We start from the raw sequence: 24380 nt of genomic DNA, 5'->3' as shown, positions 1-24380 counted from the left end.
CTCCTGGGGTGGTGCCGTCGGGTCAGCTCGTCTGGAGGGTCACGTCGTCCACCACGAAGGAGGTCTGGAGGGACTGGTCCTCCACCCCCTTGAACTGCAGGACGACGGTCTGCCCGGCGAACTGGGAGACGTCGTAGCTCTTCAGGGTGTAGCCGGAGCCCGCGTCCAGGTTGGACAGGGTCGCCAGGGTCTGGCCGCCCACCGAGACCGTGAAGGTGTCGTAGGCGACGCTCTCGTTCTCGTCGGTGTCGATGTGCAGGTAGAAGGAGAGCCGGCCGGAGGCGCAGCCGGCGGGGAGGGTCAGGGACTGTGAGGCGCTGTCCGTGCGGGAGCTGCCCCAGCCGTTCAGCCAGGCCATGTACGAGCCGCCGTGCGGGAGCTGGCCGGACTGGTTGGTGATCACCCCGGAGGTCGTGGACCAGGGGGCGGAGCCGCTCTCGAAGCCGCCGTTGACGACGACCTGGGCCGGGGTGCAGCTGCCGCCGCCCCCGCCGACGGTCAGCGTGTACGTGGTGCTGTGGGTGACGGAACCGGTGCCGGTGACGGTCAGGGTGTGGGTGCCGGCCGGGGTGCCCGCGGCGACCTGCACCGAGAGGGTGGCGGACTGGCCGGACTGGACCGAGGCCGGGCTGACGGTCGCGGTCACGCCGGAGGGGGCGCCGGTCACGGACAGGGCGACGGTCTGCGCGCTGCCGCTGACGGTGGCGGTGTTCACGGTCGAGGTGACGGAGCCGCCGGGGTTGGCGGAGCCGGCGGCCGGGCTGGTGGCGATGGAGAAGTCGGAGGCGGGGGTGCCGCCGCCGACGGCCGTGTTCCAGATGGCGTACGCGACGCCGTCGGCGCTGCGGTCGAGGACGGTGGCGCTGATGTTGGACGGGGTGTCGCAGGCGCTGTGGTAGCAGGAGTCGTACGCCGCGTTCGCGGTGCCGCCCCACTTCGCGGCCTGCGCGGAGGTCTTGCGGGCGCTGGCGCCGGCGGCGTAGCCGGAGGTGGGGATGCCGGCCTGCTGGAAGGAGTAGTCGTCACTGCGGCCCTGGCCCTCGGTGTTCTCCTCGGGGGCGAGGTTCAGGGAGGTCCAGTACGCCTTCAGCGGGGCGGCGGTGGTGGAGTTGACGTTGTTGATGAAGTAGCCGCCGTTGGGCGAGCCGACCATGTCGAAGTTGTAGTAGCCCTTGATGGCCGCCCGCTGGGCGCTGCCGAGCTGGTTGACGTAGAACTTCGAGCCGTTGAGGCCCTGCTCCTCGTCGGTCCACCAGGCGAACCGCACGTGCTGGGTCATCGTCGGGTTCTTCTGCGCCAGGACGAGGGCGTTCTCCAGCAGGGTCGCCGAGCCCGAGCCGTTGTCGTTGATGCCCGGTCCGGCCGAGACGCCGTCGAGGTGGGCGCCGAACATCACGGTCTTGTCGGCGGGCCCGCCCGGCCAGTCGGCGATCAGGTTGTTGGACGGGTAGGTGCAGGAGGTGCAGGCCTGCTCGGTGACGGTGTAGCCGGCGGCCTGGAGCTTGCCCTTCACGTACGCGAGGGACTGGGTGTACCCGGCGCTGCCGGCCCGGCGGTTGCCGCCGTTCTGCGAGGCGATCGTGCCGAGCTGGGCCAGGTGTGCCTGGACGTTGGCGACGCTGATGTCGGGCGCGGTCGGGTCGGGCTGGGTGCCGCCCACGGTGAGGGCGTAGTCGACGGTGTGCGCGAGGGACGCGCCCTGGCCCTTGACGGTGACGGTGGAGGCCCCCGGCGCCGCGTTGGAGGAGGCGGAGAGGGTCAGCGTCGAGGACTGCCCGGACTGCACGGTGGCCGGGTTGAAGGAGGCGGTGACCCCGGCGGGCAGGCCCGTCGCGGTGAGCGTCACCTGCTGGGCGGACCCGCTGGTGGTGCTGGTGGCCACGGTGGTGGTGACGGAGCCGCCCTGCTGGACGGTGCCGGACGCCGGGTTCAGGGAGAGCGAGAAGTCGTTCTGGCCGCTCGGGGTGCAGGTCGGGTCACCGCTCTGGGCGGGCACGCTGATGGCGTCCCAGGCGGCCTTGGTGCGGTTGAACAGGTTGCAGGTGGCGTCGAGGGACTTGGCCGAGCCGAGCGTGGCCGTCCGGTACTTCTTGTACGACATGCTGCTGGTCTTGAGGAGCATGCCGCCGTAGAAGATCTTGCCGGCGTTCTGTACGCCGACACCGGTCAGCGTGGTCTGGTTGCAGGTGCTGCTGTTGGGCTTGCCGCCGCCCGGGCTGGTGCCCTCGGCCAGCAGGTAGAACCAGTGGTTGAGCGGCCCGGCGGCCTTGTGCACCTCGGTGCCGGGGATCGCGGAGCTGTAGCAGGCCGGGTCGTTGTTGACCGCCGGCGGGTCGTACATGTTGCGGATCGGGCCGCGGCCCTGGAGGTTGATGACCTCGCCGACCGTGTAGTCGGGGGTGTCGTACGGGGCCGGTTCGTTGATGTACGCCTCGGTCAGCGCGCCGAAGATGTCGCCGGTCGCCTCGCCCAGGCCGGCCTCCTGGCCGCTGGTGCCGCCGGGGGTGTTGGAGTCGATGGCGTGCCCGTACTCGTGGGCCACCACGTCCACGCCCGCGATCCACTCGTTGGCGCTGTTGCGGCCGATGGTGACCGAGCTGCCGTCCCAGTAGGCGTTGAGGTCGCTCAGGCCGACCTTGCCCGGGAAGCTGCGCCCGTTGCCGCTGACGCCGTTGCGGCCGAGCCACTGGGAGAGCATGTCCCACTGCTTCTGCGCGGCGAACATCAGGTCCGTGCACCCGGTCTCCTTGGAGGTCGGGTTGCCGGTGCCCCAGGAGTCGGAGGACTTGCTGAAGACGGTTCCGGTGCTGTAGTCCGCGCAGCTCAGACCCGGGCGGTTCGGGTCGCGCAGGGAGTACGTGCCACCGGAGGCGGTGGTGTCGATCGTCAGCGGGTTGGGGCCGTTCCACTTGCTGTTGCCGGTGCCGGCCACGACCTCGTCGTAGCGGTCGACGACCTTCCCGGTGCGGGCGTCCACGAAGACGTGCAGCCGGCTGGGCGCCGTGCGGGTGCGGCCGGTGAGCACGGTCTCCCAGGCCAGTACGGGCTTGTCGTCCTTGAGCCGGACCACGAGCCGGCTGCTCTCGACCTTGTCCACCTTCTCCAGCTCGCGCCGCGAGGAGGCCTCGGCCGCCTTCGCGTCGACGTCCGGGGTGGTCGCCACGTCGATCACGGTCGAGGAGGCCGACTGGAGGGCGCGGACCCGGCCCTCGCCGTCCGCGAGGACGACCGCGTCGCCGCCGACGACCGGCAGGCCCCGGTAGCTGCGCTCGTACGCGACGGAGTACAGGTCCTTAACCCAGGGGGTGACCAGGCGCCGTTCGTACTGCTGGCGGGGGGAGTTGACCAGGGTGTCGAGGCCGCTGCGGACGGCCGCGTCCGCGGCGGCCACGGCCCGCTCGGCCTTGGACTGACGGGGTGGTACGGGATCCGGCTGCGCGGCCGACGCGGTGCCGGCCAGCGCGCCGGCGAGGCTCGCGGTCAGCGCGAGGGCTGCCACGGACGCCGTCCATCTGGTGGGCTGCACGAGTCCACTCCGATCGTGTGTGGGGGGTGGGTGGCGGTACGCGTCGCCGAGTATGGGCGTGGACATGGCGAGATTGGGACATCCCTGCGGGCATAAGGCGCGGGTTATGGTGCGCTGCCGTGCCGCTTCGTAAGCTGCCCGGATGCAGCTGGAGTTGAGGCATCTGCAAGCCGTCTGCCGGATCGCGGAAGCGGGCAGTCTGGGGGAGGCGGCCAGGCGGCTGGGGATCTCGCAGCCGGCGCTCTCCGCCCAGCTGCGCCGGATCGAGGCGGTCACCGGCGGGGAGCTCTTCGCCCGGGGCCGCCACGGCGTGGAGCCCACCGCCCTCGGCCACTTCGTGCTGGCCAGGGCGCGCCGGGTGCTGGGCGAGATGGCCGCCCTGGGCGCCGAGGCCCGCGCGCTGGCGGCCGACGCCCCGCTCAGGCTCGGCTGCATCCTGCTGGTGCTCCTGGACGGCCTGCTCGCCCGGACCGACCAGGCCCTGTCCGGGCGGGAGGTCACCGTGGACCTGGAGGACTCCGTCACGGCCCTGGTGCGGATGCTCGGCGCCGGCCAGTACGACGTGATCGTGTACGGCGAGGTGAACGACTACGAGGTTCCGCTGCCCCGGGGGGTCACCGCCCGCACGGTGGTGCCCCAGGAGCCGTTCTGCATCCGGATGTCCTCGGGGCACCGCCTCGCGGGACGCGCGACCCTCGACCTGGCCGAGCTGGCGGGAGAGCAGTGGATGACCCTTGTGGAGGACGACGACGGAGGCCCCGAGGCCCTGGTCGAGGCCTGCGCGAAGGCGGGCTTCACCCCCTCGCTGCGCCACCGGATCACCGACCGCCAGATGCGGCACGACCTGATCGCCGCGGGCCGCGCCATCGCCCTCTGCCAGCCCACGGCCCCGCCCGTCGCCGGGACCGTGATGCGCCCCCTGGCCGGCACGCCGGTCACCGGCCGCATCCGCCTCGCCTGGAACCGCTCGGCGGTCCCGGCGCGGCAGGCCGAGCTGCTCTTCCGCGCGGCGGTCGCCGCGTACCTGGCGAACGTGGACAACAACGACTTCCACCGGAAGTGGTGGGACGCCCACCCGGAGGCCCGGCCGGTGCTCGACTGAAACGAGGAGGCCGCAGCTCAGGCCCGGTGCGGCCGGCGCCGGCGACGCTCAGGCGGTCCCCCTTGAAGGAACGATCCGGCGGCGGGTTAGCATATGAGCGCCGCCTAGCTCGAAAGATAACGTCTGTGACTGTCAACGAGGACTCGTTCGCCAACTGGAAGACCCGCGAGGAGATCGCGGAGTCGATGATCCCCCTCATCGGGAAGCTGCACCGGGAACGGGACGTCACGATCCTGCTCCACAGCCGCTCCCTGGTGAACAAGTCGGTCGTGAGCATTCTCAAGGCCCACCGCTTCGCCCGGCAGATCGACGGCGAGGAGCTGTCGGTCACCGAGACGATGCCGTTCCTCCAGGCCCTCACCGCCCTCGACCTGGGCCCGTCCCAGATCGACATCGGCATGCTCGCCGCCACCTACAAGACCGACGACCGCGGTCTGTCGGTCGAGGCCTTCACCGCCGAGGCCGTCGTCGGCGCCACCGGCGAGAACAAGATCGAGCGCCGCGAGGGACGCGACGTCGTCCTCTACGGCTTCGGCCGCATCGGCCGCCTCGTCGCCCGCCTGCTCATCGAGAAGGCCGGCTCCGGCAACGGCCTGCGCCTGCGCGCCATCGTCGTGCGCGGCGGCGGTGACGCCGACCTCGTCAAGCGCGCCTCGCTGCTGCGCCGCGACTCCATCCACGGCCAGTTCCAGGGCACCATCACGGTGGACGAGGCCGCGGGCACGATCGTCGCGAACGGCAACACCATCAAGGTGATCTACGCGAACGACCCGTCCGAGATCGACTACACCGAGTACGGCATCAACGACGCCATCCTCATCGACAACACGGGCAAGTGGCGCGACCGCGAGGGCCTCTCCAAGCACCTGCGCCCGGGCATCGACAAGGTCGTCCTGACGGCCCCCGGCAAGGGCGACGTCCCGAACATCGTCCACGGCGTCAACCACGACACCATCAAGCCGGACGAGCGCGTCCTGTCCTGCGCCTCCTGCACCACCAACGCGATCGTCCCGCCGCTGAAGGCGATGGACGACGAGTACGGTGTGCTCCGCGGCCACGTGGAGACCGTCCACTCGTTCACGAACGACCAGAACCTGCTGGACAACTACCACAAGGCCGACCGCCGCGGCCGCTCCGCGCCGCTCAACATGGTCATCACCGAGACCGGCGCCGCCTCCGCCGTCGCCAAGGCGCTGCCCGACCTCAAGGCCCCGATCACCGGCAGCTCGATCCGCGTCCCCGTCCCGGACGTCTCGATCGCCATCCTGAGCCTGCGCCTGGGCCGCGAGACGACCCGCGAAGAGGTCCTGGAGTACCTGCGCGGCGTGTCGCTGCACTCGCCGCTCAAGCGCCAGATCGACTTCACCACCGCGCCCGACGCCGTCTCCATGGACTTCGTGGGCTCGCGCCACGCCTCCATCGTCGACGCCGGCGCCACCAAGGTCGACGGCGACAACGCGATCCTCTACCTCTGGTACGACAACGAGTTCGGCTACTCGTGCCAGGTGATCCGCGTCGTCCAGCACGTCTCCGGGGTGGAGTACCCGACCTACCCGGTCCCGCAGGTCTGATCCCGCGCATCGCCCGACCCGGTGCCCCGCCGACAGCCGTCGGCGGGGCACCGCGCGTTTCCTGCCTAGACTGCCGCGGTGACCGAGAACGTGCTTCCCCCCTGTCCCGAATGCTCCGGCCCGTACGCGTACGAGATGGGCGCCCTGCTGGTCTGCCCCGAATGCGGGCACGAATGGCCTCCCGCGGCCGGCGAGGACGGCGACGCCCCCCAGGAGCGGGTGGTCAAGGACTCGGTCGGCAACGTGCTCGCCGACGGGGACACCGTCACCGTGGTGAAGGGCCTGAAGGTCAAGGGCCACCCGACCGGGATCAAGGCGGGCACCAAGGTCCGCAACATCCGCCTCGTCGACGGAGTCGACGGCCACGACATCGACTGCAAGATCGACGGCTTCGGCGCCATGCAGCTGAAGTCGAGCGTGGTGCGGAAGGGCTGATCTCCCGCTGTCCCGCGCGGGCGGCGCCTTTGTGCGAAGCCACGGACCGGGCCCCGCGGACGGCCGGAATCCCATGGTTTTCCCCAGTGGGTCCGGGGGCTCCCGCCGGATACGTTCGCCACGTTCCGTAAGTGGCGAAAGGGGAAGCCGTGGGAGCGGTGGCGTCCGTACTGGCGGCGGCGGTGCTGTGGGGGACGGTGGGGCCCGCCCAGCTGTGGGCGGACACCGGCGTGCACCCGGTGTCGCTCGGGGCCTGCCGGATGCTGCTCGGCGGGCTCGTGCTCAGCCTGCTGACGGTCCGCCCGGCGGGGCTGCGCACCCTGGGCAAGCCCGGAGCGGGCCGGTGGCTCGTCCTGAGCGTGCTGGTGACGGCCGCCTTCCAGGTCTGCTTCCTCCAGGCGGTGCAGCGCGGCGGAGCGGCCCTGGCGACGGCCGTCGCCTTCGGGACCGTGCCCGTGGTGGGCGGGCTGAGCGCCCGGTGGCTCGCCGGGGAGCGGCTCACCCGCCGCTGGCTGTGGGGGACGGGCTGCGCCGTGGCCGGCATCGCCCTGTTGCTGCTGCCCGGCAGCGGGGCCCGGGCCGACCTGCTCGGGCTGGTCTTCGCGGTGGTGTCCGGGGCGAGCTTCGGCGTGTACATCGCCGCGTCGAAGCAGCTGGCCGCCCACGGCGCGGACCTCGCCGCGGCGGCCCCGGTGAGCGTGCTGTGCGCGGGGCTGCTGGTCTCGCCGTTCCTGCTGGTGGCCCCCGAGGGGCTGGCCACGGGCCGGGCGCTCGCGCTGATCGGCTGGCTGGGCCTCGGCACGACCGCGCTCGGCTACCTGCTGTTCACGCGCGGCGTCGGCCGGCTCAGCGCCGCCACGACGGGGACGCTGAGCCTGACCGAGCCACTGGTGGCGGCGGTGCTCGGGGTCGCGGTGCTGGGCGAGCGGCCCGGTCCGACGGCGGCGGCCGGAGCGGCGCTGATGCTGTTCGGGCTGGTCCTCGTATCCGTCCCGGAGCGGCGCCGCATCCGGCCGTAGCGGCCGTCTACCGGTCCTGGTAGGCGGTCATGTCCGCGCGGACGCGGTCGGAGAAGAACATCGGGCCTATCGCGTCGGCCCAGGCCATGCCGTCCGGGGTCAGTCCCAGCGTGCCGCCGCTCTCCCGCAGCCAGTTCCGCTTCAGCAGGAAGTCGAGCTGGGGCCCGAAGTCGTCCTCGAAGCGCGTGGTGAACCGCTGCCGGTAGGCGTCGGCGCGCATGCCCGTGGACTCCAGCAGGTGCTGGAGCACGTACATCCGGCGGCGCTCGGCGTCGTCCATGCGGAACGCCCACTGGGCGCGCCGGAACCGTTCGGTCGGGGTGGCGACGTAGTCGTCGATGATCCGCCGCACCTCGGGCACCGCGACGGCGTAGTCGGTGGTGTAGTGCAGGTCGGTGGTGAACGAGCGGGCGCCGACGCCCAGCCCGACCATGCCGGCCTGCTGGTTGTACTCGCTGATGCCGCTGCCGTCGGTGTCCTCCACGGCGGCGGTGCCGGTCCGCCGGAAGACCCGCATGGAGGTCTGCTCGTAGCCCGCGGACAGGAGGTGGTCGCGGCCGTAGCGGTAGAGCCGCAGCCGCTGGTCGTTCCAGTCCTGGAGCGTCTTGGCGTGGCGGGTGCTCAGACCGGTCAGCGGGCGCACGTACAGCGGGTAGAGGTAGATCTCCTCCGGCTCCCAGGCGAGGGCGGCGTCCAGGGAGACCCGGAAGGTGCGCTCGGTCTGGCCGTCGATCCCGTAGATGAGGTCGATGTTGAGGATCGGGAACCCGGCCTCCTTGAGGCGGGCGAGCGAGGCCTCGACCTCCGCGCGCTTCTGCGGCCGCACCGCGGCGCGCGCCTCCTCGTCGAGGAAGCTCTGGACGCCGATGCTCAGCCGGGTCGCGCCGCGCTCGGCGAGTACGGCGATCCGGTCGGCGGTCGCGGTCGCGGGGGAGGTCTCCACCGACCAGGAGGCGGCCTTGAGGTCGGCTCCCATGATGTTCTCGCTGATGTCGCAGAGGCGGGTGAGCTCCTCGGCGGTCAGGTAGGTCGGGGTGCCGCCGCCGAACGCGGCGAGGGTGAAGCGGATCGGCTCGCCCTTGGCCTCCAGCGCCTCGCGGGTGACGCGCGCCTGCCGCTCCAGGGTGGCGAGGAAGGCGCCGGTGACCTCCTCGGGGGCGCCGGTGCGGGTGAAGAGGTTGCAGAAGCCGCAGCGCATCTCGCAGAAGGGGATGTGCGCGTAGAGGGAGAGCGCGTCGAGGCGCTCCCTCGACCACAGGTCGCTGAGCAGCGGACCGTCCTCCAGGAGGCGGTACGCCTTCTGGTGCGGGTAGGCGTACACGTACTGCTCGTAGGGGGTTTCCGGATCGGTGTCGGCGGAGGGGACCGGGAACGACGGGCTCGGCAGCAGAACAGGCGCGTTCATCAGGGGAATCGACTCTCTCTCGGCAAAAGAGGGCGTCACTCTTCGTGACCAGGCGTCACCTTAGGTTCGCCCCGGGGCCGTTTTCAGCAGTGCAATTCCCATGAACCGCCTTTCGGCGTGTAGAGCTTCATATGTACTTTTTGCGGAAGGTGGGATTCCGCCCCGGGGGCGGTGTATCCGTGGCCGCCATGGAGAACACACGGAGACTTCTCGTCGCCGCCGGGGGCGGCGGCGACGCCATCACGGCCGCCATGGTCCACGCCGCCCTGCACGGCGCGGACACCCCGGCCCTCGTCCTGACCTACGCCTGGGAGCGGCTGGTCGTCGACCCCGTCCCGGGCCCCCGGAGCGCCGGCGACTTCCACGGCACCGAGACCGCCGCACCGGACCTCGTCCTGGTCACCCCCGGGACCCGGCCCGTCGCCCCGGCCGGCTCCCTGCTGCCGCGGCTGTCCGGCGAACTGCGGCCGCGGCTGGGACTGCTGGACCCCTACGGCGGCGCCCTCGGCCTCGCCCGCCAGATCGCGGCGGCCGCCCGCTGGTGCCGCGCCGAGCGGATCGACCTCGTCGACGTGGGCGGCGACATCGTGGCCCGGGGCGACGAGCCCACCCTGCGCAGCCCGCTCGGCGACGCCCTCGCCGTCGCCGCCTGCGCGGCCACGGGACTGCCGACCGGCGTGTACGTGGCCGGGCCCGGCCTCGACAACGAGGTGCCCCCGCCCGACCTGCTGCCCCGGCTCGGCGCACCAGCCCTCACCCTCACCGCCGGGCACACCGCGGTCGTGGCCGGGGTCTTCGACTGGCACCCCTCCGAGGCCAGCGCCCTGCTGGTGGCCGCCGCCCGCGGGGTGCGCGGGGTCTGCGGCACCCGGGACGCCCCGCGGCCGGTGCACCTGGACGCCTCGGCCGCCGCCGTCCACCGGCTCACCCTGGACCGGGTCCTCTCCCTCAGCCCCCTCGCCCGCGCCCTGGCCGGCACCGGCGCACTGGCGGAGGCCGAGGAGGCCTCCCGCGCGGTGTGCGGCTTCTCGGAGATCGAACGCGAACGCCGCCGCGCCGCGGCCCTGCCCGCCGGCCCGCCCGCACCGCGCCCGGACCGGGACCCCGCCGCCGTCCTGGCCCGCTTCGCCGCCTGGGAGCGGGAGACGCTGGCGCGGGGGATCGCGTACGCCACCACCCGCCGGATCACCGAGGAGCTGGACCTGGGCCCCGGGGAGGCCCGGCGCCTGTTCGCCGCGCTGGGCGACCGCCGGGCCGCGCCGCTGTGGCGGCTGGGTGCCGCCGCCGGCCGTCCACAGGCGGGACGGGGTGTCGGCGGGGGCCGCTAGGCTTCTCGAATGGCTCTTTCGGACGCTTCCCCCGAGATCTCGGACTCCCTGCAGGTACTCCACCGCGTGTTCGGCTACAGCTCCTTCCGCGGCGAGCAGGAGCAGATCATCGAGCAGGTCGCCGGGGGCGGCGACGCCCTCGTGCTGATGCCGACCGGCGGCGGCAAGTCGCTCTGCTACCAGATCCCGGCGCTCGTCAGAGAGGGCACTGGCATCGTCATCTCGCCGCTGATCGCGCTGATGCAGGACCAGGTGGACGCGCTCACCGCCCTCGGGGTGCGGGCCGGGTTCCTCAACTCCACCCAGGACCCGTACGAGCGGCAGGCCGTCGAGCAGGCCTTCCTCGCCGACGGACTGGACCTGCTCTACCTGGCCCCCGAGCGGCTGCGCACCGAGGGCACCCAGCGGCTGCTCGACCGCGGCAAGGTGTCCCTGTTCGCGATCGACGAGGCGCACTGCGTCGCCCAGTGGGGCCACGACTTCCGCCCGGACTACCTGGCCCTGTCGATGCTGCACGAGCGGTGGCCGAAGGTGCCGCGGATCGCCCTGACCGCGACCGCCACCGAGACCACCCACGCCGAGATCGCGAAACGGCTGGGCCTGGAGGACGCCCGGCACTTCGTCGCCAGCTTCGACCGGCCGAACATCCAGTACCGCATCGTCGCCAAGGACAAGCCGCTGGCACAGTTGCTGGAGCTGATCCGGGCCGAGCACGACGGGGACGCCGGCGTCGTCTACTGCCTGTCGCGGTCCTCGGTGGAGAAGACGGCGGCCTTCCTGGTCGAGCAGGGCATCGACGCCGTGGCCTACCACGCCGGGATGGACGCCCGCACGCGCGCCGCGAACCAGGCGCGCTTCCTGCGCGAGGACGGCGTCGTGGTGGTGGCCACGATCGCCTTCGGCATGGGCATCGACAAGCCCGACGTCCGCTTCGTGGCCCACCTGGACCTGCCCAAGTCCGTCGAGGGCTACTACCAGGAGACCGGCCGCGCCGGCCGCGACGGCGAGCCGGCCACCGCCTGGCTCGCGTACGGCCTCCAGGACGTGGTCCAGCAGCGCAAGCTCATCGACGGCTCCGAGGGCGACGAGAACCACCGCCGCTCCCTGGCCGCGCACCTGGACGCCATGCTGGCGCTGTGCGAGACCGTCGACTGCCGGCGGGTCCGGCTGCTCGCGTACTTCGGGCAGTCCGGCGAGCCCTGCGGCAACTGCGACACCTGCCTGACGCCCGCCGAGTCCTGGGACGGGACGGTCGCCGCGCAGAAGCTGCTGTCCACGGTGTGGCGCCTCGCGCGGGAGCGGCGCCAGAAGTTCGGTGCCGGGCAGATCATCGACATCCTCCAGGGCAAGAAGACCGCCAAGGTCATCCAGTTCGACCACGACGCCCTGTCGGTGTTCGGCGTCGGCGCCGACCTGAGCACCGCCGAGTGGCGCGGGGTCGTCCGCCAGCTGCTGGCGCTGGGACTGCTGGCGGTGGAGGGCGACTACGGCACCCTCGTGCTGACGGAGGCGAGCGGCGAGGTGCTGGGCGGGCGCCGCACCGTCCAGATGCGCAAGGAGAAGACCCCGGCCGCCTCCCGGAAGAAGGACTCCGGGTCGCGCTCCGGCAAGAGCGCCCGGGTCCCGGTCGACCTGCCCGCCGAGGCCGTGCCGGTCTTCGACGCCCTGCGCGCCTGGCGGGCCGCGACGGCCCGCGAGCAGGGCGTCCCGGCGTACGTCGTCTTCCACGACGCCACGCTGCGGGAGATCGCGACGCTGCTGCCCGGCACGGTGGAGGAGCTGTCCGGGGTGGGAGGCGTCGGCGAGGCCAAGCTCGCCAAGTACGGCGAGGGCGTCATCGAGGCCCTGGCCGACTTCACCGCGACCAAGGCCGCCACCGCCACCACGTCCGCCACGGGGACCACGGCCACCACGTCCCACGGGGCCCCGCCCGCCGGCGAAGCGGAACCCCCGCTCTCCCACGAGGACGAACCGCCGTTCGACCTGGACGAGGACCCGCCCTGGGACGACTGGCAGTAGCCCCACCGAACCGGAACGGGAACGTCAGGCCCGCGTCAAAGATCGGTCTCCTTGTGCAAAGGGCGCGTCAGAAAGTGCGCCCAGGGGAGTCGGACGGCCACAGACTGGTGGTGCGACGGAGCCGGACGACGGCCGGCGGCACGCCGACCGGAGCACGGTCCCACCGTGGGGGTACGGACCGGGCGACGCGAGCGCGTGCCGTCTCCGTTCGCACAGCACGGGCCGTCCGGCCTCCGGTGTGGGGATACCGGTGCCCGGACGGCCCGCGTTCCGTCCGGGAAGCGCCGCCGGGGGAGCCGCTCAGACGCCGGCGTACGCCGCGAGGTGCTCGGCGGTGAGCGTGGAGCCGTCGGCGACGAGGTCGGCCGGCGTGCCCTCGAACACGATCCGGCCGCCGTCGTGCCCGGCACCCGGCCCGAGGTCGATGATCCAGTCCGCGTGCGCCATGACCGCCGGGTGGTGCTCGACGACGATCACGGACTTGCCGGAGTCGACCAGCCGGTCCAGCAGCCCGAGCAGCTGCTCCACGTCCGCCAGGTGCAGGCCCGTCGTCGGCTCGTCCAGGACGTAGACCCCGCCCTTGTCCGCCATGTGCGTGGCCAGCTTCAGCCGCTGCCGCTCGCCGCCCGACAGCGTGGTGAGCGGCTGGCCGAGGGTGAGGTAGCCCAGCCCGACGTCGGCGAGCCGGTCCAGGACGCGGTGCGCGGCCGGGACGCGGGCCTCGCCGGAACCGAAGAACTCCTGCGCCTCCCGCACCGGCATCGCCAGCACCTCGCTGATGTCGCGGCCCCCGAACCGGTAGTCCAGCACCGACGCCTGGTAGCGCTTGCCCTCGCAGTCCTCGCAGGTGGAGGAGACGCCCGCCATCATCCCGAGGTCCGTGAAGACCACGCCGGCCCCGTTGCAGGTTGGGCAGGCGCCCTCGGAATTGGCGCTGAACAGGGCCGGCTTCACCCCGTTGGCCTTGGCGAACGCCGAACGGATCGGGTCGAGCAGCCCCGTGTACGTCGCCGGGTTGCTGCGGCGCGAGCCGCGGATCGGGCCCTGGCCGACGGAGACCACGCCCTCCTCCGCCGGGATCGAGCCGTGCACCAGCGAGCTCTTGCCGGAGCCGGCGACCCCGGTGACCACCACCAGCACCCCGAGCGGGACGTCCACGTCGACCGCCCGCAGGTTGTGCGCGTCCGCCCCGCGGATCTCCAGGGCGCCCGAGGGAGTCCGTACGGTCTTCTTCAGGCCGGTGCGGTCGCCCAGGTGACGGCCGGTGACCGTGCCGGAGGCCCGCAGCCCCTCCACCGTGCCCTCGAAGCAGACCGTGCCGCCCGCGGTGCCCGCCCCGGGGCCGAGGTCGACGACGTGGTCGGCGATCGCGATCGTCTGCGGCTTGTGCTCCACGACCAGCACCGTGTTGCCCTTGTCGCGCAGCCGCAGCAGCAGGCCGTTCATCCGCTGGATGTCGTGGGGGTGCAGACCCGTGGTCGGCTCGTCGAAGACGTAGGTGACGTCGGTGAGCGCCGAGCCCAGGTGGCGGACCATCTTGACGCGCTGCGCCTCGCCGCCGGAGAGCGTGCCCGCCGGGCGGTCGAGCGCGAGGTAGCCCAGGCCGATCTCCACGAAGGAGTCCAGGGTGTGCCGGAGCTTGTCCAGCAGCGGCGCCACCGAGGGCTCCTCCAGGCCGCGCACCCATGCGGCCAGGTCGCTGATCTGCATCGCACAGGCGTCCGCGATGCTGATCCCGCCGATCTTCGAGGAGCGGGCCTCCGCGGTGAGCCGGGTCCCTGCGCACTCGGGACAGGTGGCGAAGGTCGTGGCCCGTTCCACGAACGCCCGGATGTGCGGCTGGAGCGCGTCGAGGTCCTTGGACAGCATCGACTTCTGGATCTTCGGGATCAGTCCCTCGTAGGTGAGGTTGACGCCGTCGACCTTGATCTTGGTCGGCTCCTTGTGGAGGAGGTCGGCCAGTTCCCTCTTGGTGAACTCCCGGATCGGCTTGTCCGGGTCGAAGAAGCCGCAGCCGCCGAAGATCCGCCCGTACCAGCCGTCCATGCTGTAGCCGGGGATGGTGAGGGCGCCCTCGTTGAGGGACTTGGAGTCGTCGTAGAGCTGGGTGAGGTCGATGTCGGAGACGCTGCCGCGGCCCTCGCAGCGCGGGCACATGCCGCCGGTGCGGTTGAAGGTCGCCCTCACCGTCTTCTTGGCGCCCTTCTCGACGGTGATCGCCCCGCTCGCCCTCACGGAGGGCACGTTGAAGGCGTACGCGGCGGGCGGGCCGACGTGCGGGTCGCCGAGACGGCTGAAGAGGATGCGCAGCATCGCGTTGGCGTCGGTCGCGGTGCCGACCGTGGAACGGGGGTCGGCGCCCATCCGCTGCTGGTCGACGATGATCGCCGTCGTCAGCCCTTCGAGCACGTCGGCGTCGGGCCGTGCCTGCGTGGGCATGAAGCCCTGGACGAAGGCGCTGTAGGTCTCGTTGATCATCCGCTGGGACTCGGCGGCGATCGTGTCGAACACCAGTGAGCTCTTCCCCGACCCGGAGACGCCCGTGAACACCGTCAGCCGGCGCTTGGGGATCTCGATCGCGACGTCCTTCAGGTTGTTCACGCGCGCGCCGTGCACGCGGATCAGACCGTGGCTGTCGGCGATGTGGGGCGCGGGCGACCCCGTGTCCGTCCTCTTGGCCATGCTCTTCGTGTCTCCATCGCTCGCTCCGGGCCGTGCGGCGTGACCACCGCACCCGTACGGCAGCCACGCTATGCGGGGTCCGGGGTCCGGCGCTTCTCGAATCCTGATCCGTCCGCCGTGCCCCGCCCGCCGCCCGGCGGCCGTTCCACTGCGCAAAGCCCTCCTGACCGGCGCAAACCACCGGGCGTCTTCCAGCCAAACGGGCCGGTGCGACCCGAGGGTGCCTTACCGGGGACCGGTACCCCCCGCGCTACTGTGCGTACGTGAACTCTCATGTCGTCATAGGTTTCGGGCCCGCCGGGGCCGCCACCGCTCGGCTGCTCGCCGAACGGGGCCACTCAGTCAAGGTCGTCACCGCCTCGGGCCGGGCCCCGGAGCCCGGCATCGAGCACGTCGCACTGGACGCCCGCGACAGCGGCCGGCTGACCGAGGTCGCGCGGGACGCCGTCGCCCTCTACAACTGCGCGTCCCCGCCCTACCACCGCTGGGCCGCCGAATGGCCCGCGCTGGCCGCGTCGTTGTGCACGGCCGCCGAGGCCACCGGTGCCGTCCTGGTCATGCTCGGCAACCTCTACGGGTACGGCCCCGTGGACGTCCCCATGACGGAGGACCTGCCGCTCGCGGCGACCGGCCCCAAGGGGCGGGTCCGCGCGGCCGTCTGGGAGCGGGCGCGCGCCCTGCACGAACAGGGCCGCCTCAAGGCCGTCGAGGTGCGGGCCTCGGACTTCTTCGGACCCGGCGTCACCGACGGCGGGCACCTGGCCGCCCGCGTGCTGCCCCCGCTGCTGCGCGGTAAGCCGGTCTCCACCCTCGGCGACCCGGACGCCCCGCACAGCTGGACCTACCTCCCCGACGTGGCCCGGGCCCTGGCCGAGGCCGCGGGCGACGAGCGCGCCTGGGGCCGGGCCTGGCACGCGCCGACCGGACCGGCGCTCTCCGTCCGCGAGATGACCCGCCGGCTGGCCGACGAGGCGGGCACCGGACCGGTCGCGGTCCGCGCTCTGCCCCCCGCCGTCCTGGCCGTCGGCGGACTGTTCTCCCCGCTGCTGCGCGAACTCAAGGAGATCCGCTACCAGTTCGACCGCCCCTTCGTCGTCGACGCGAGCGCCTGGGAGACCGCGTTCGGTGTCCGGGCCACCCCGGTCGACGAGCAGGTCAAGGCGACCGTGGCGTGGTGGCGCGAGCGCCTGGCAGCCGGCCGATGACCCCGCCGAACCCGCCGGACCGGCCCTTTGCGGCCCCAGCCGCCCCGGTGACGCGCGACGACGTCGCCGTCGTCGGCATGGCGTGCCGGTTCCCCGGCGCCCGCGACGTCAACCAGTACTGGCGGCTCCTGACGGACCCGCAGCCGCAGTTCTCCCGCATACCCGACTCGCGGTGGCGCGCCGCCGCCTTCCTCAGCGACGACTTCCGCGACACCTCCGCCGCCTACACCGACACCATGGCCCTGCTGCCGGACGTGGACCGGTTCGACGCCGCGCACTACGGCATCCCGCCGCGCCGGGCCAGGGCCATGGACCCCCAGCACCGGCTGCTGATCGACCTCGCCCGCGAGGCGGTCCAGGACGCGGGGTGGGAGGTCGACGGCTTCGACCGCGAGGAGACCTCGGTCATCACCGCCCTCACCGAAAGCGGCTACCGCCAGCTCAGCACCATGCGGCTGCGCATGCGCCAGCTGGCCGGCGGCGAGTTCGGGGCGCGGGCGGCCGACCCGCGCTGGCAGGAGACGGTCCGCGCGGTCGACGGCCTGCACGGCACCTCCGCCGCCGGGCTCCTGCTCAACATGGGGCCGAACACCATCAGCTCGGTCTTCGACCTGCACGGCGAGAGCTACGCCCTGGACTCCGCCTGCTCCGGCGGCCTCATGGCCGTGGCCAACGCCGTGTACGCGCTGCGCGCCGGCCGCACCCGCATCGCGCTGGCGGGCGGCGCCCAGCTGGTGCTGACCCCCGACCTGCTGGTGGGCCTGTGCCGGATCGGGGCGATCTCGCGCAGCGGCCGCTGCCTGCCCTTCGGGGCGAAGGCCGACGGGTTCGTCCTCGGGGAGGGCGCCGGGATCCTGGTGCTGCGGCCCCTGTCCGACGCCCTGGCCGCCGGCGACCGCGTGTACGCGGTGATCCGGGGCATCGGCACGGCCAACGACGGGACCGTGCAGGGCGGGATGCACCCCCAGGCCGCCGGTCAGCTGCGCGCCCTGCGCCGCGCCTACCGGGACGCCGGCCTGGCACCGGGCGCGGTGGACTACCTGGAGGCGCACGGCACCGGCACCACGGTCGGCGACCCCGTCGAGCTCGACGTCCTGCGCGAGCTGCGCGGCCCGGACGCCCGCCCGGCCCGTCTCGGGGCGGTGAAGGCGGTGGTCGGCCACTCGCTGAACTCCGCCGGCATGGCGGGGCTCGTCAAGTCGGTGCTCGCCGTGCACCGGGGAGTGATCCCGCCCCAGCCGGAGTTCGAGGCGGCCGACGCCGCCCTGCTGGACTCCGCGCGGCTGACCGTCCCGACGGCTCCGGTCCGCTGGCCGGAGACGGGCGGGCCGCGGCGGGCCGGGGTGAGCGCCTTCGGCTTCGGCGGTACCGGCGTCCACATGGTGGTGGAGCAGGCCCCCGGCCCGGCCGTGCCCGCCGCGCGGGGGGAGGGGCCGCACGTGCTGGTGCTCACCGCCCGCGACCGGGCGGGGCTGGCCCGGCACGCCCGGGAGCTGGCCGCGGTGATCGCCGAGGACCGGCCGGAGCCGGCCGCGGTGGCGGACACCCTGGCCCGCCGGGCTCCGCTCGGGGAACGCCTGACCGTGGTGGTGGAGGACGCCGCCGACGCCGTGGCGCGGCTGACGGAGGCCGCCGCCGGGGTGGAGGCGGGGCGTACGCAGGACCCCGGGGCGGAGCGGCCCGCGGTGCCCGGGCCGCGGGGAGCGCCGTGCACGCTGCCGCCGAGCCCGCTCGCCCCGCGCCGGCACTGGGCCGTGGACGAGGCGGCCCGCGAGGCGGCCGGGCCGGACGGGCCCGGGGACGCGTGGGCGGCGGAGCGGCCGGCCGTGGCCGCGGCGGCCCGCCCGGGCGCGGAGTCCGTCGCCACGGTCGTGCTGGAGGAGGTGTCGCGGGCCGGTGTCTTCCCGCTGTCCGACCTGGCCACGGGCATGTCGCTGGTCACCGACCTCGGCTTCGACTCCCTCATGCTCCAGGAACTGGAGGTCAGCATCGGCAAGCGGATCCCGGGCTTCCGTGCCGAGGAGCTGTTCACGCCGGGCCTCACCATCGGCCGGCTGATCGCCGTCGCGGCCGGAGAGGGGGACCGGGACGCGCCGGTGCTCCCGGCGGTCCCCGCGAGGGCTGCGGAAACGATACTTCTGGGCGGACCGCCGCAGTGGAGCCCCGACTCCGCACGGGTCGACGAGTTCCCCGAGGTGGCCCGCTTCGAGGAGCGGCTGGACGCGGTCACGGGCAGCCCGGCCGGGTACCCGTACTTCCGGGTCCACGAGGGCACCATCACCGACACCACCGTGATCGGCGGCCGCCCGTACCTGTCCTTCGGCAGCTACAACTACCTCGGCCTGTCCGGCCATCCGGCGGTCAACGCGGCCGTGCACGAGGCGGTGGACCGGTACGGGACCTCCGTCTCGGCGAGCCGGGTGCTCTCCGGCGAACGCGACCTGACCGTCCGGCTGGAGCGGGCCCTCGCCGAGTTCCTCGGCGTGGAGGACTGCCTCACCCTGGTCAGCGGCCACGCCACCAACGTCACCGCCATAGGCCACCTCGTGGGCCCCGGCGACCTGGTGGTCCACGACGCGCTCGCCCACGACAGCATCCTCCAGGGCTGCGCCCTCTCGGGTGCCGCCCGCCGCCCCTTCGCCCACAACGACACGGCCGAGCTGGAGCGGATGCTGAGGCTCAACCGGTCCCGGTTCCGCAGGGTCCTGATCGCCGTCGAGGGCGCGTACAGCATGGACGGGGACCTCGTCGACCTGCCCGCCGTGATCGAACTGAAGAAGCGCTACGGCGCCCTGCTGATGGTGGACGAGGCGCACAGCATCGGCACCGTCGGCGAACGCGGCCGGGGCGTCGGCGAGTTCCACGGCGTCGACCGCCGCGACGTGGACCTGTGGATGGGCACCCTCTCCAAGGCCTTCGCCGGCTGCGGCGGTTACCTCGGCGGCTCGGCCCGGATGGTGCGCTGGCTGCGCCACACGCTCCCCGGCTTCGTCTACAGCGTCGGCCTGACACCGGCCAACGCGGCGGCCGCCCTGGCCGCCACCGCTTTGATGACGGCGCAGCCGGAGCGGGTGCGGGCGTTGCGGCGCAACTCGGCGCTCTTCCTGGACCTCGCCAGGGCGGCGGGGCTGTCGACGGGCTCCAGCGGAGGCACCCCGATCGTGCCGTGCATCCTCGGGGACTCGGCGAAGACCCTGCGGGTCGCGCACGGCCTCTTCGAGCGGGGCGTGATCGCCGACCCCATCTTCCACCCGGCGGTGGAGGAGGGGCTCTCGCGGCTGCGGTTCTTCATCACCAGCGAGCACCGCGAGGACGACATCAGGCGTGCCGTCGCCCTGCTGGCCGGGGAGGTGGCGTCCGCCGGGGGAGGTGCCGCCGGGTAGGCCCATCTCAGATCAGGGTGCGTTCGATGCGGCTGAGGGTGGCGCTCTTGGCGGGGGCGTCGCCCTCCTGCGCGTCCGGGTCGGTGCCGTGCGGCTGTTCGGCGCCGCCCATGCGCTGCGAGAGCAGGTAGGCGATGATCTCCGCCTCCTGCTCCTGGACGTCGTCGTAGGTCGCGCGCAGGAGCATGTCGCGCACGATGTCGGGGTCGAGGTCGGGGAACAGGAGGCGGGCCGCCGCCTCGTCCAGTCCGCCGGCCCCGCGGTGGCAGCAGATGATGTGACCCAGCTCGTGCAAGATGATGTGCTCCTGATGCGCGCTGGTGGTGTTGGCGTCGTAGAAGATCAGGTCCTCGTCGCGGGCGGCGACCCACATGCCGCACGGGTGCGACGAGGGCATCTGCATCGGGACCAGGATGATCGGGCGGTCGCGGACCTCGCCGAGGTGGCGGCAGAGCTCGGCGACGTCGGGGGCCTCGGGGAGGTCGAGTTCGGCGAGCCTGCGTGCCCCGGCCTTGCGCAGCTTCTTCAGCCGGCTGCGGCGGTCGTGGTCGGCGGCCCGCTCCTTCCAGGCGCCCCTCATTCGGGGTCGCCGGGGTCGCCGGAGTCGGTGACCGGGGGAAGGCCCTGTAGCTGCCGGTACTGGTCCATGATGGCCGTGATGGCGGCGAGGTTCTCCTTCTTCATGCCGGCCGCCCGCATCGCCACGGCGCGGACGCCGGACTGGCGCAGCGCCTCGATGGCGGCCACCTGGCTGAGCACGGACTCGGCGACCTTGTCGTCGAAGAAGTAGGCGACCGAGACGCCGAAGAAGCGGGCGAGGGCGGCCAGGAGGTCGGGGGAGGGGTTGGACCGCTTGCCGGTCCGCAGCTGGGACAGGTAGACACCGCCGACCTTGAGTTCGGGGTTGGCCCGCTTCAGTTCCTCCGCCACCTCGGCGTTCGTCCAGTGCTTGCCCTTGGGGCGGACGGTCTTGAAGAGGTCGTCGAGGCGCGTCGCGAGCAGGGGCCGGTCATCGGCCTCGGTCTCGGTGTCGGTCATGGTGATCCTTCCTCCCGTCACCTCCTCGGTATAGCCCTTGGCTATACGTCAGTTTCACAGATTAGCGGTCAGTTGACAATTGGGCTGGACTCCGCCAACGTTGGGTCTCGCCGATAGCTGGCAGTTAACTCGACTCACGGGGGTTTGTCGGTTGGCTTGCCGGTGAAAAACGGACTGGCCCGGCCCTCGGGGGATGGGCCGGGCCAGTCCGGGCGGTGAACCGCCCGTCCCGCCCCGTGCGGAGACGGGGGGTAACGGGGGAGCTGCCCGCCCGGTTTGACGGGGGATGCAAACCGGGCGGGAGCTTCAACTCGCGGTGCCGAGCTTACTGTAGGCGGCCGCCACTTTGGTGAGCCATGCGACCTCCGCCGTGAAGTTGTCGGTGTCGCGGTCGTCGAAATCGCCGTCGTCCTTGCTGTCCTGAGGGACGGTGCCGTTCCGCTTCGCCAGCAGGGCCTGCTTGATCTGCGCCGCTTCCGTGAACGCCTGCCGCAGCTCCTCGCTGGCGTCCTTGCCGGGCCCTGTGGAACCGGGGGCGGTGCGGTCGATGTAGGGGCGCAGATCCCGCCACCCGTCGCGTATCTCCACGACCCGGCGGTGCAGCCGGTAGTCCATCTCGGAGACCGAGGCGCCCGGCGGCTCCAGCGCGATGTCCGGGGAGGACTCGTACAGGTCCCGCCACAGCGGGTACAGCGCCCGGTAGGACCGGTAGCTGCGCGCCCAGTCCAGCAGCCGGGTGGCCGAGGGGCCCCAGGAGGAGTTGGTCAGGCTCAGCGACAGGATCACGATGCCCGCCGCGCTGAAGACGTTCGAGGCGAGCTTCCAGACCCCGATGTCGATCCCCGCGGCCGACGTCAGGATGTTGACCGTCCTCGCCGAGCAGTACAGGAACAGGACCACGGCGGCGACGCGCAGCATGCGCAGTGCCTGCCGCAGCGAGGCGTTGTCGGTCATCTCGGCGTAGGGGCCGCACTGGCGGAAGATCGTGACGCAGGGAACGGCCTGCGACACGATGAAGGCCAGCAGGTACGTGAGCACCAGCGGCTGGCCGCTGCCCGTGTCGAAGTCGGAGGACGGCCGGTTCGTGCCGTCGGCGAGCAGGAACAGCGCGACGAGCAGCACGTTCAGGGCGAAGCCGGTGACGGTCCACCAGCGCGCCCTGCGCAGTGCCTCCTCGTCGGCGTCCGCCCACTTCAGCAGGATGATCTGCGAGCTGACGCAGAAGGCCACCGCCGCCAGGTGCATGAGGAGGATGGCGAGGTTGCCGACGCCGAGGACGCTGCCGCCGCCCATGGCGACGGCGCCCATCGTGAAGGTCAGGCACTGGAGCAGGAGGGTGGTGATCAGCGCGCGGTAGGCGCTGTCCCGCCAGCTGCGGCGCGCCTGGCACAGGCGGTAGACGAGCGCCGCGTACGACGACAGCGCCGCTATGACGAAGCAGAGGGTTCTGGTGGTGTTCACGTCCTGGATTTTCTGCGGGTGCCGCGTAGGGGACGGACGGGTCAGGCGGTCTTCTCGGTCAGCGGGACGTCGAGTCCGACGCCCTCGGCCGCCACCGCGATCGCGTAGTCGAAGAAGGCGGCCTCGTCGCTGACGCTGTCGTGGGTGCGGCTGAAGACCTGGAAGACCAGGAGGCCGATCAGGCTGCTCCACAGGACGATGCCGCGCTCGATGACGTCCGAGAACGGGGCACCGGGCACGCCGCCGAAGGCCGCCACGGCCTCGGGCAGCAGCAGCCGGCGGGCGGGCGGCGTCCGCCGGGGCGGGGTGAGTTCACCGGCCTCCAGGGCCGAGCGGATGACCCCGGCGAGTACGGCGGGCGTACGGGAGGCGGGCGGGACCGTGTCCTGCGGCGCGTGGTACCCGGGCACGGGCGAACCGTAGATGAGGGTGAACTCGGCCGGGTTCTCGAACGACCACCGCCGCAGCGCCCGTGCGGCCGCGAGCAGCCGCGCGCCCGCCGGCGCCCCCGCGGCCGCCGCCTCGGCGTCGGCCCGCTCCATCGCGGCGCCGGACGCGTCGTACGCGTCGATGACCAGGGCGGTCAACAGGTCGTCCCGGTGCGGGAAGACCGCTTCCACGTCGGTGACGGCGAGGCCGCCCTCGAGCGCGACGCCCTCCGGGGACAGCCCCGCGGCCCCCACCTTCGCCAGCTGCGCCCGCGCGGCGTCCAGGATCCGGGCCGCCCGGCCCGTGCGTTCGGGATTCGAACTCTTTGCGGAAACGTCCATGCCGGAACCGTACCGGCCGGGGGCCGGCGGCCGTGAGCGCGGCCGGTACGACGCCCCCGCCGGGCGCCCGGTTCAGGCCACCGCCCGCTCCGGTCAGTCCCGTGCCGCCGGCGCCGTGCGGGCGAAGTGGCGGGCGGTGGGGACGAGGGCGGCCGCCGCCGGTACGAGGAAGCAGGCGGCGGCACAGGCCGTCAGGACGGGGGTGACCCCGAAGGCGGTGACGGCCGGGGCGATCAGGGCCAGGCCGACGGGGGCCAGGCCGTAGGACACGAGGAAGTCCAGCGAGGACACGCGGGCCAGCCTGTCCGGGGCCACCTCGCGCTGGGTGGCCGTGAACCAGGGCACGTTGAACAGCTCTATGCCCGTCCCGGCGACGGCGTACGCGGCGACGACGAGCGCCGGGTGCACGGGCAGGACCAGGCTCAGCGGCGCGAAGCCGTACGCCGCCAGCCCGGCGAAGGCGGCCCAGCCCTGCGAGCGCGGCCGCCACCGGGCCATGAGCAGCGCACCGGCGAGCGCGCCGACCGTGTAGGCGGTCATGGCCGCGGCCAGCACCCACTCGGTGCCGTAGCGGTCCCGGCTGATCAGCGGGAGGGCGACGCTGGTCGCGGAGTAGCCGAGCGAGATCACGCAGACGAGGGCGGCGAGACCGGCGAGGAACCAGGGGTGCCGGCGCGCCTCGCGTATGCCCTCCAGGAACTCGGCGCGGAAGCCGGCCCGCGGCGCGGGACCCGCCGCCGCGGCCGGTGCGGCCGGACCCGCGCCCCGGGCGGGGACGAGCGCGGCGACCAGCCAGAGCAGTCCGATGCCGAGGAGCAGTGTCCGGACGTCGAGGAAGGCGGCGAGCAGTGCCGTCAGGGCGGGGCCGGCGAGCGTGCAGGCGCGTACCGCGAGGGTCATGGCGGCGTTGGCCCGCTGCCGCCGCTCCGGTTCGACGGTCTCGGCGACGAGCGCCTGGAACGCCGGGCGGCAGGCGCCCTGTCCGGCACCGGCGAGGGCGGCGGCGGCCGTCATGAGCACGAGGGAGCGGCCCAGCCCGGCGGCGAGCAGGGGCGCGGCCGCACCCGCCGCGAGGGCCGACCACAGGACGACCGCGCGGCGCGCGTGCCGGTCGGCCAGGACGCCGCCCACGGCCACGGCGGCGAGGAATCCGGCGGTGCGCGCGGCGAGGACCAGGCCGAGTCCGGCGGCTCCGAGGTCGCGGTGGAGCACGGCGAGGCCGAGGACGAAGGGCAGGGCCCAGGTCGCGAGGCCCGAGGCGGTGGTGCCCGCCCACAGGCGCAGGAAGGCGGGGTCGCGCAGGATCGAACGCGGGGGAGGGGAGGGGGACTTGGCGGCGGTCGGGGCGGGTGTGGTGGCCACGGTGAGGGTGCTCCTGGCGGGTGGGGAGGCGGTTCGGCGAACCGCCCCCGAGGTGGTTAATGAAAATGATTGCC

The 24380-nt window shown here is 73.0% G+C and carries 16 protein-coding genes; 8 read left to right on the top strand and 8 right to left on the bottom strand.

From position 1 onward, the window contains the following. Window positions 1-22 precede the first annotated feature (22 nt). Window positions 23-3526 (bottom strand): M28 family peptidase, encoded by a 3504-nt coding sequence (locus tag D1J60_RS37155; RefSeq protein ID WP_241253162.1) that lies wholly within the window; start codon window positions 3524-3526, stop codon window positions 23-25. A gap of 142 nt (window positions 3527-3668) precedes the next feature. On the opposite strand from D1J60_RS37155, the gene D1J60_RS05570 reads away from it, so the two are divergent. The 4 genes from D1J60_RS05570 (at window position 3669) to D1J60_RS05555 (ending at window position 7653) form a co-directional block, all read left to right on the top strand. Beyond that, the gene (locus D1J60_RS05570) at window positions 3669-4628 is read left to right on the top strand and encodes a LysR family transcriptional regulator (protein ID WP_125820364.1); all 960 of its coding nucleotides are present in this window, start codon (window positions 3669-3671) and stop codon (window positions 4626-4628) included. A 125-nt stretch (window positions 4629-4753) separates the two neighbouring features. Beyond that, window positions 4754-6199, top strand: coding sequence for a glyceraldehyde-3-phosphate dehydrogenase (locus D1J60_RS05565; RefSeq protein WP_125594894.1), 1446 nt, complete (start codon window positions 4754-4756; stop codon window positions 6197-6199). 78 nt (window positions 6200-6277) lie between these two features. Then, a complete protein-coding gene (locus D1J60_RS05560; RefSeq protein ID WP_125820363.1) occupies window positions 6278-6634 on the top strand; it encodes a zinc ribbon domain-containing protein YjdM in 357 nt (118 codons plus the stop codon). A gap of 131 nt (window positions 6635-6765) precedes the next feature. After that, window positions 6766-7653 carry a DMT family transporter gene (locus tag D1J60_RS05555; RefSeq protein WP_125820362.1) on the top strand — a complete coding sequence of 296 codons (888 nt, stop codon included), beginning with the start codon at window positions 6766-6768 and terminating at the stop codon, window positions 7651-7653. A gap of 7 nt (window positions 7654-7660) precedes the next feature. Here D1J60_RS05555 and D1J60_RS05550 read toward each other — a convergent pair whose 3' ends face one another. Then, entirely contained in the window at window positions 7661-9058 is a 1398-nt protein-coding gene (locus tag D1J60_RS05550; protein ID WP_125820361.1) for an STM4012 family radical SAM protein, read from the bottom strand. Window positions 9059-9246: 188 nt separating this feature from the next. Between D1J60_RS05550 and D1J60_RS05545 the strand changes: the two genes are divergently transcribed. After that, window positions 9247-10386: a DUF1152 domain-containing protein gene (locus D1J60_RS05545; RefSeq protein ID WP_125820360.1), complete on the top strand. Its 1140-nt coding sequence runs from the start codon at window positions 9247-9249 to the stop codon at window positions 10384-10386. Between the two features lie 9 nt (window positions 10387-10395). Beyond that, on the top strand, window positions 10396-12405 hold the full coding sequence (gene recQ / locus D1J60_RS05540; RefSeq protein WP_125820359.1) for a DNA helicase RecQ: 2010 nt from the start codon (window positions 10396-10398) through the stop codon (window positions 12403-12405). Between the two features lie 300 nt (window positions 12406-12705). Here the strand turns inward: recQ and D1J60_RS05535 are convergent, their stop codons facing one another. Then, window positions 12706-15087, bottom strand: a complete 2382-nt coding sequence (locus D1J60_RS05535) for an excinuclease ABC subunit UvrA (protein ID WP_125820358.1) — start codon at window positions 15085-15087, stop codon at window positions 12706-12708. Window positions 15088-15350: 263 nt separating this feature from the next. Between D1J60_RS05535 and D1J60_RS05530 the strand changes: the two genes are divergently transcribed. Beyond that, entirely contained in the window at window positions 15351-16292 is a 942-nt protein-coding gene (locus tag D1J60_RS05530; RefSeq protein WP_125820357.1) for an NAD-dependent epimerase/dehydratase family protein, read from the top strand. After that, window positions 16289-19675, top strand: a complete 3387-nt coding sequence (locus D1J60_RS05525; RefSeq protein WP_125823885.1) for an aminotransferase class I/II-fold pyridoxal phosphate-dependent enzyme — start codon at window positions 16289-16291, stop codon at window positions 19673-19675. The genes D1J60_RS05530 and D1J60_RS05525 overlap by 4 nt, the downstream gene beginning before the upstream one ends. Window positions 19676-19682: 7 nt before the next feature. Here the strand turns inward: D1J60_RS05525 and D1J60_RS05520 are convergent, their stop codons facing one another. The 5 genes from D1J60_RS05520 to D1J60_RS05500 form a co-directional block, all read right to left on the bottom strand. Beyond that, a complete protein-coding gene (locus D1J60_RS05520) occupies window positions 19683-20255 on the bottom strand; it encodes a toxin (protein WP_125604511.1) in 573 nt (190 codons plus the stop codon). Beyond that, a complete protein-coding gene (locus tag D1J60_RS05515) occupies window positions 20252-20713 on the bottom strand; it encodes a helix-turn-helix domain-containing protein (RefSeq protein WP_125604513.1) in 462 nt (153 codons plus the stop codon). Before D1J60_RS05515 ends, D1J60_RS05520 begins: the two co-directional genes overlap by 4 nt. A 306-nt stretch (window positions 20714-21019) precedes the next feature. Further along, window positions 21020-22174, bottom strand: coding sequence for an MAB_1171c family putative transporter (locus tag D1J60_RS05510; RefSeq protein ID WP_125820356.1), 1155 nt, complete (start codon window positions 22172-22174; stop codon window positions 21020-21022). 41 nt (window positions 22175-22215) lie between these two features. Further along, the gene (locus D1J60_RS05505) at window positions 22216-22944 is read right to left on the bottom strand and encodes a TetR-like C-terminal domain-containing protein (protein ID WP_125820355.1); all 729 of its coding nucleotides are present in this window, start codon (window positions 22942-22944) and stop codon (window positions 22216-22218) included. A gap of 93 nt (window positions 22945-23037) precedes the next feature. Then, on the bottom strand, window positions 23038-24306 hold the full coding sequence (locus D1J60_RS05500) for an MFS transporter (RefSeq protein WP_125820354.1): 1269 nt from the start codon (window positions 24304-24306) through the stop codon (window positions 23038-23040). Window positions 24307-24380: the final 74 nt, after the last annotated feature.

Source organism: Streptomyces sp. W1SF4, assembly GCF_003950035.1.
In the GTDB taxonomy this organism is placed as follows: domain Bacteria; phylum Actinomycetota; class Actinomycetes; order Streptomycetales; family Streptomycetaceae; genus Streptomyces; species Streptomyces racemochromogenes.
This window is presented reverse-complemented; position numbering and strand designations above follow the sequence as displayed.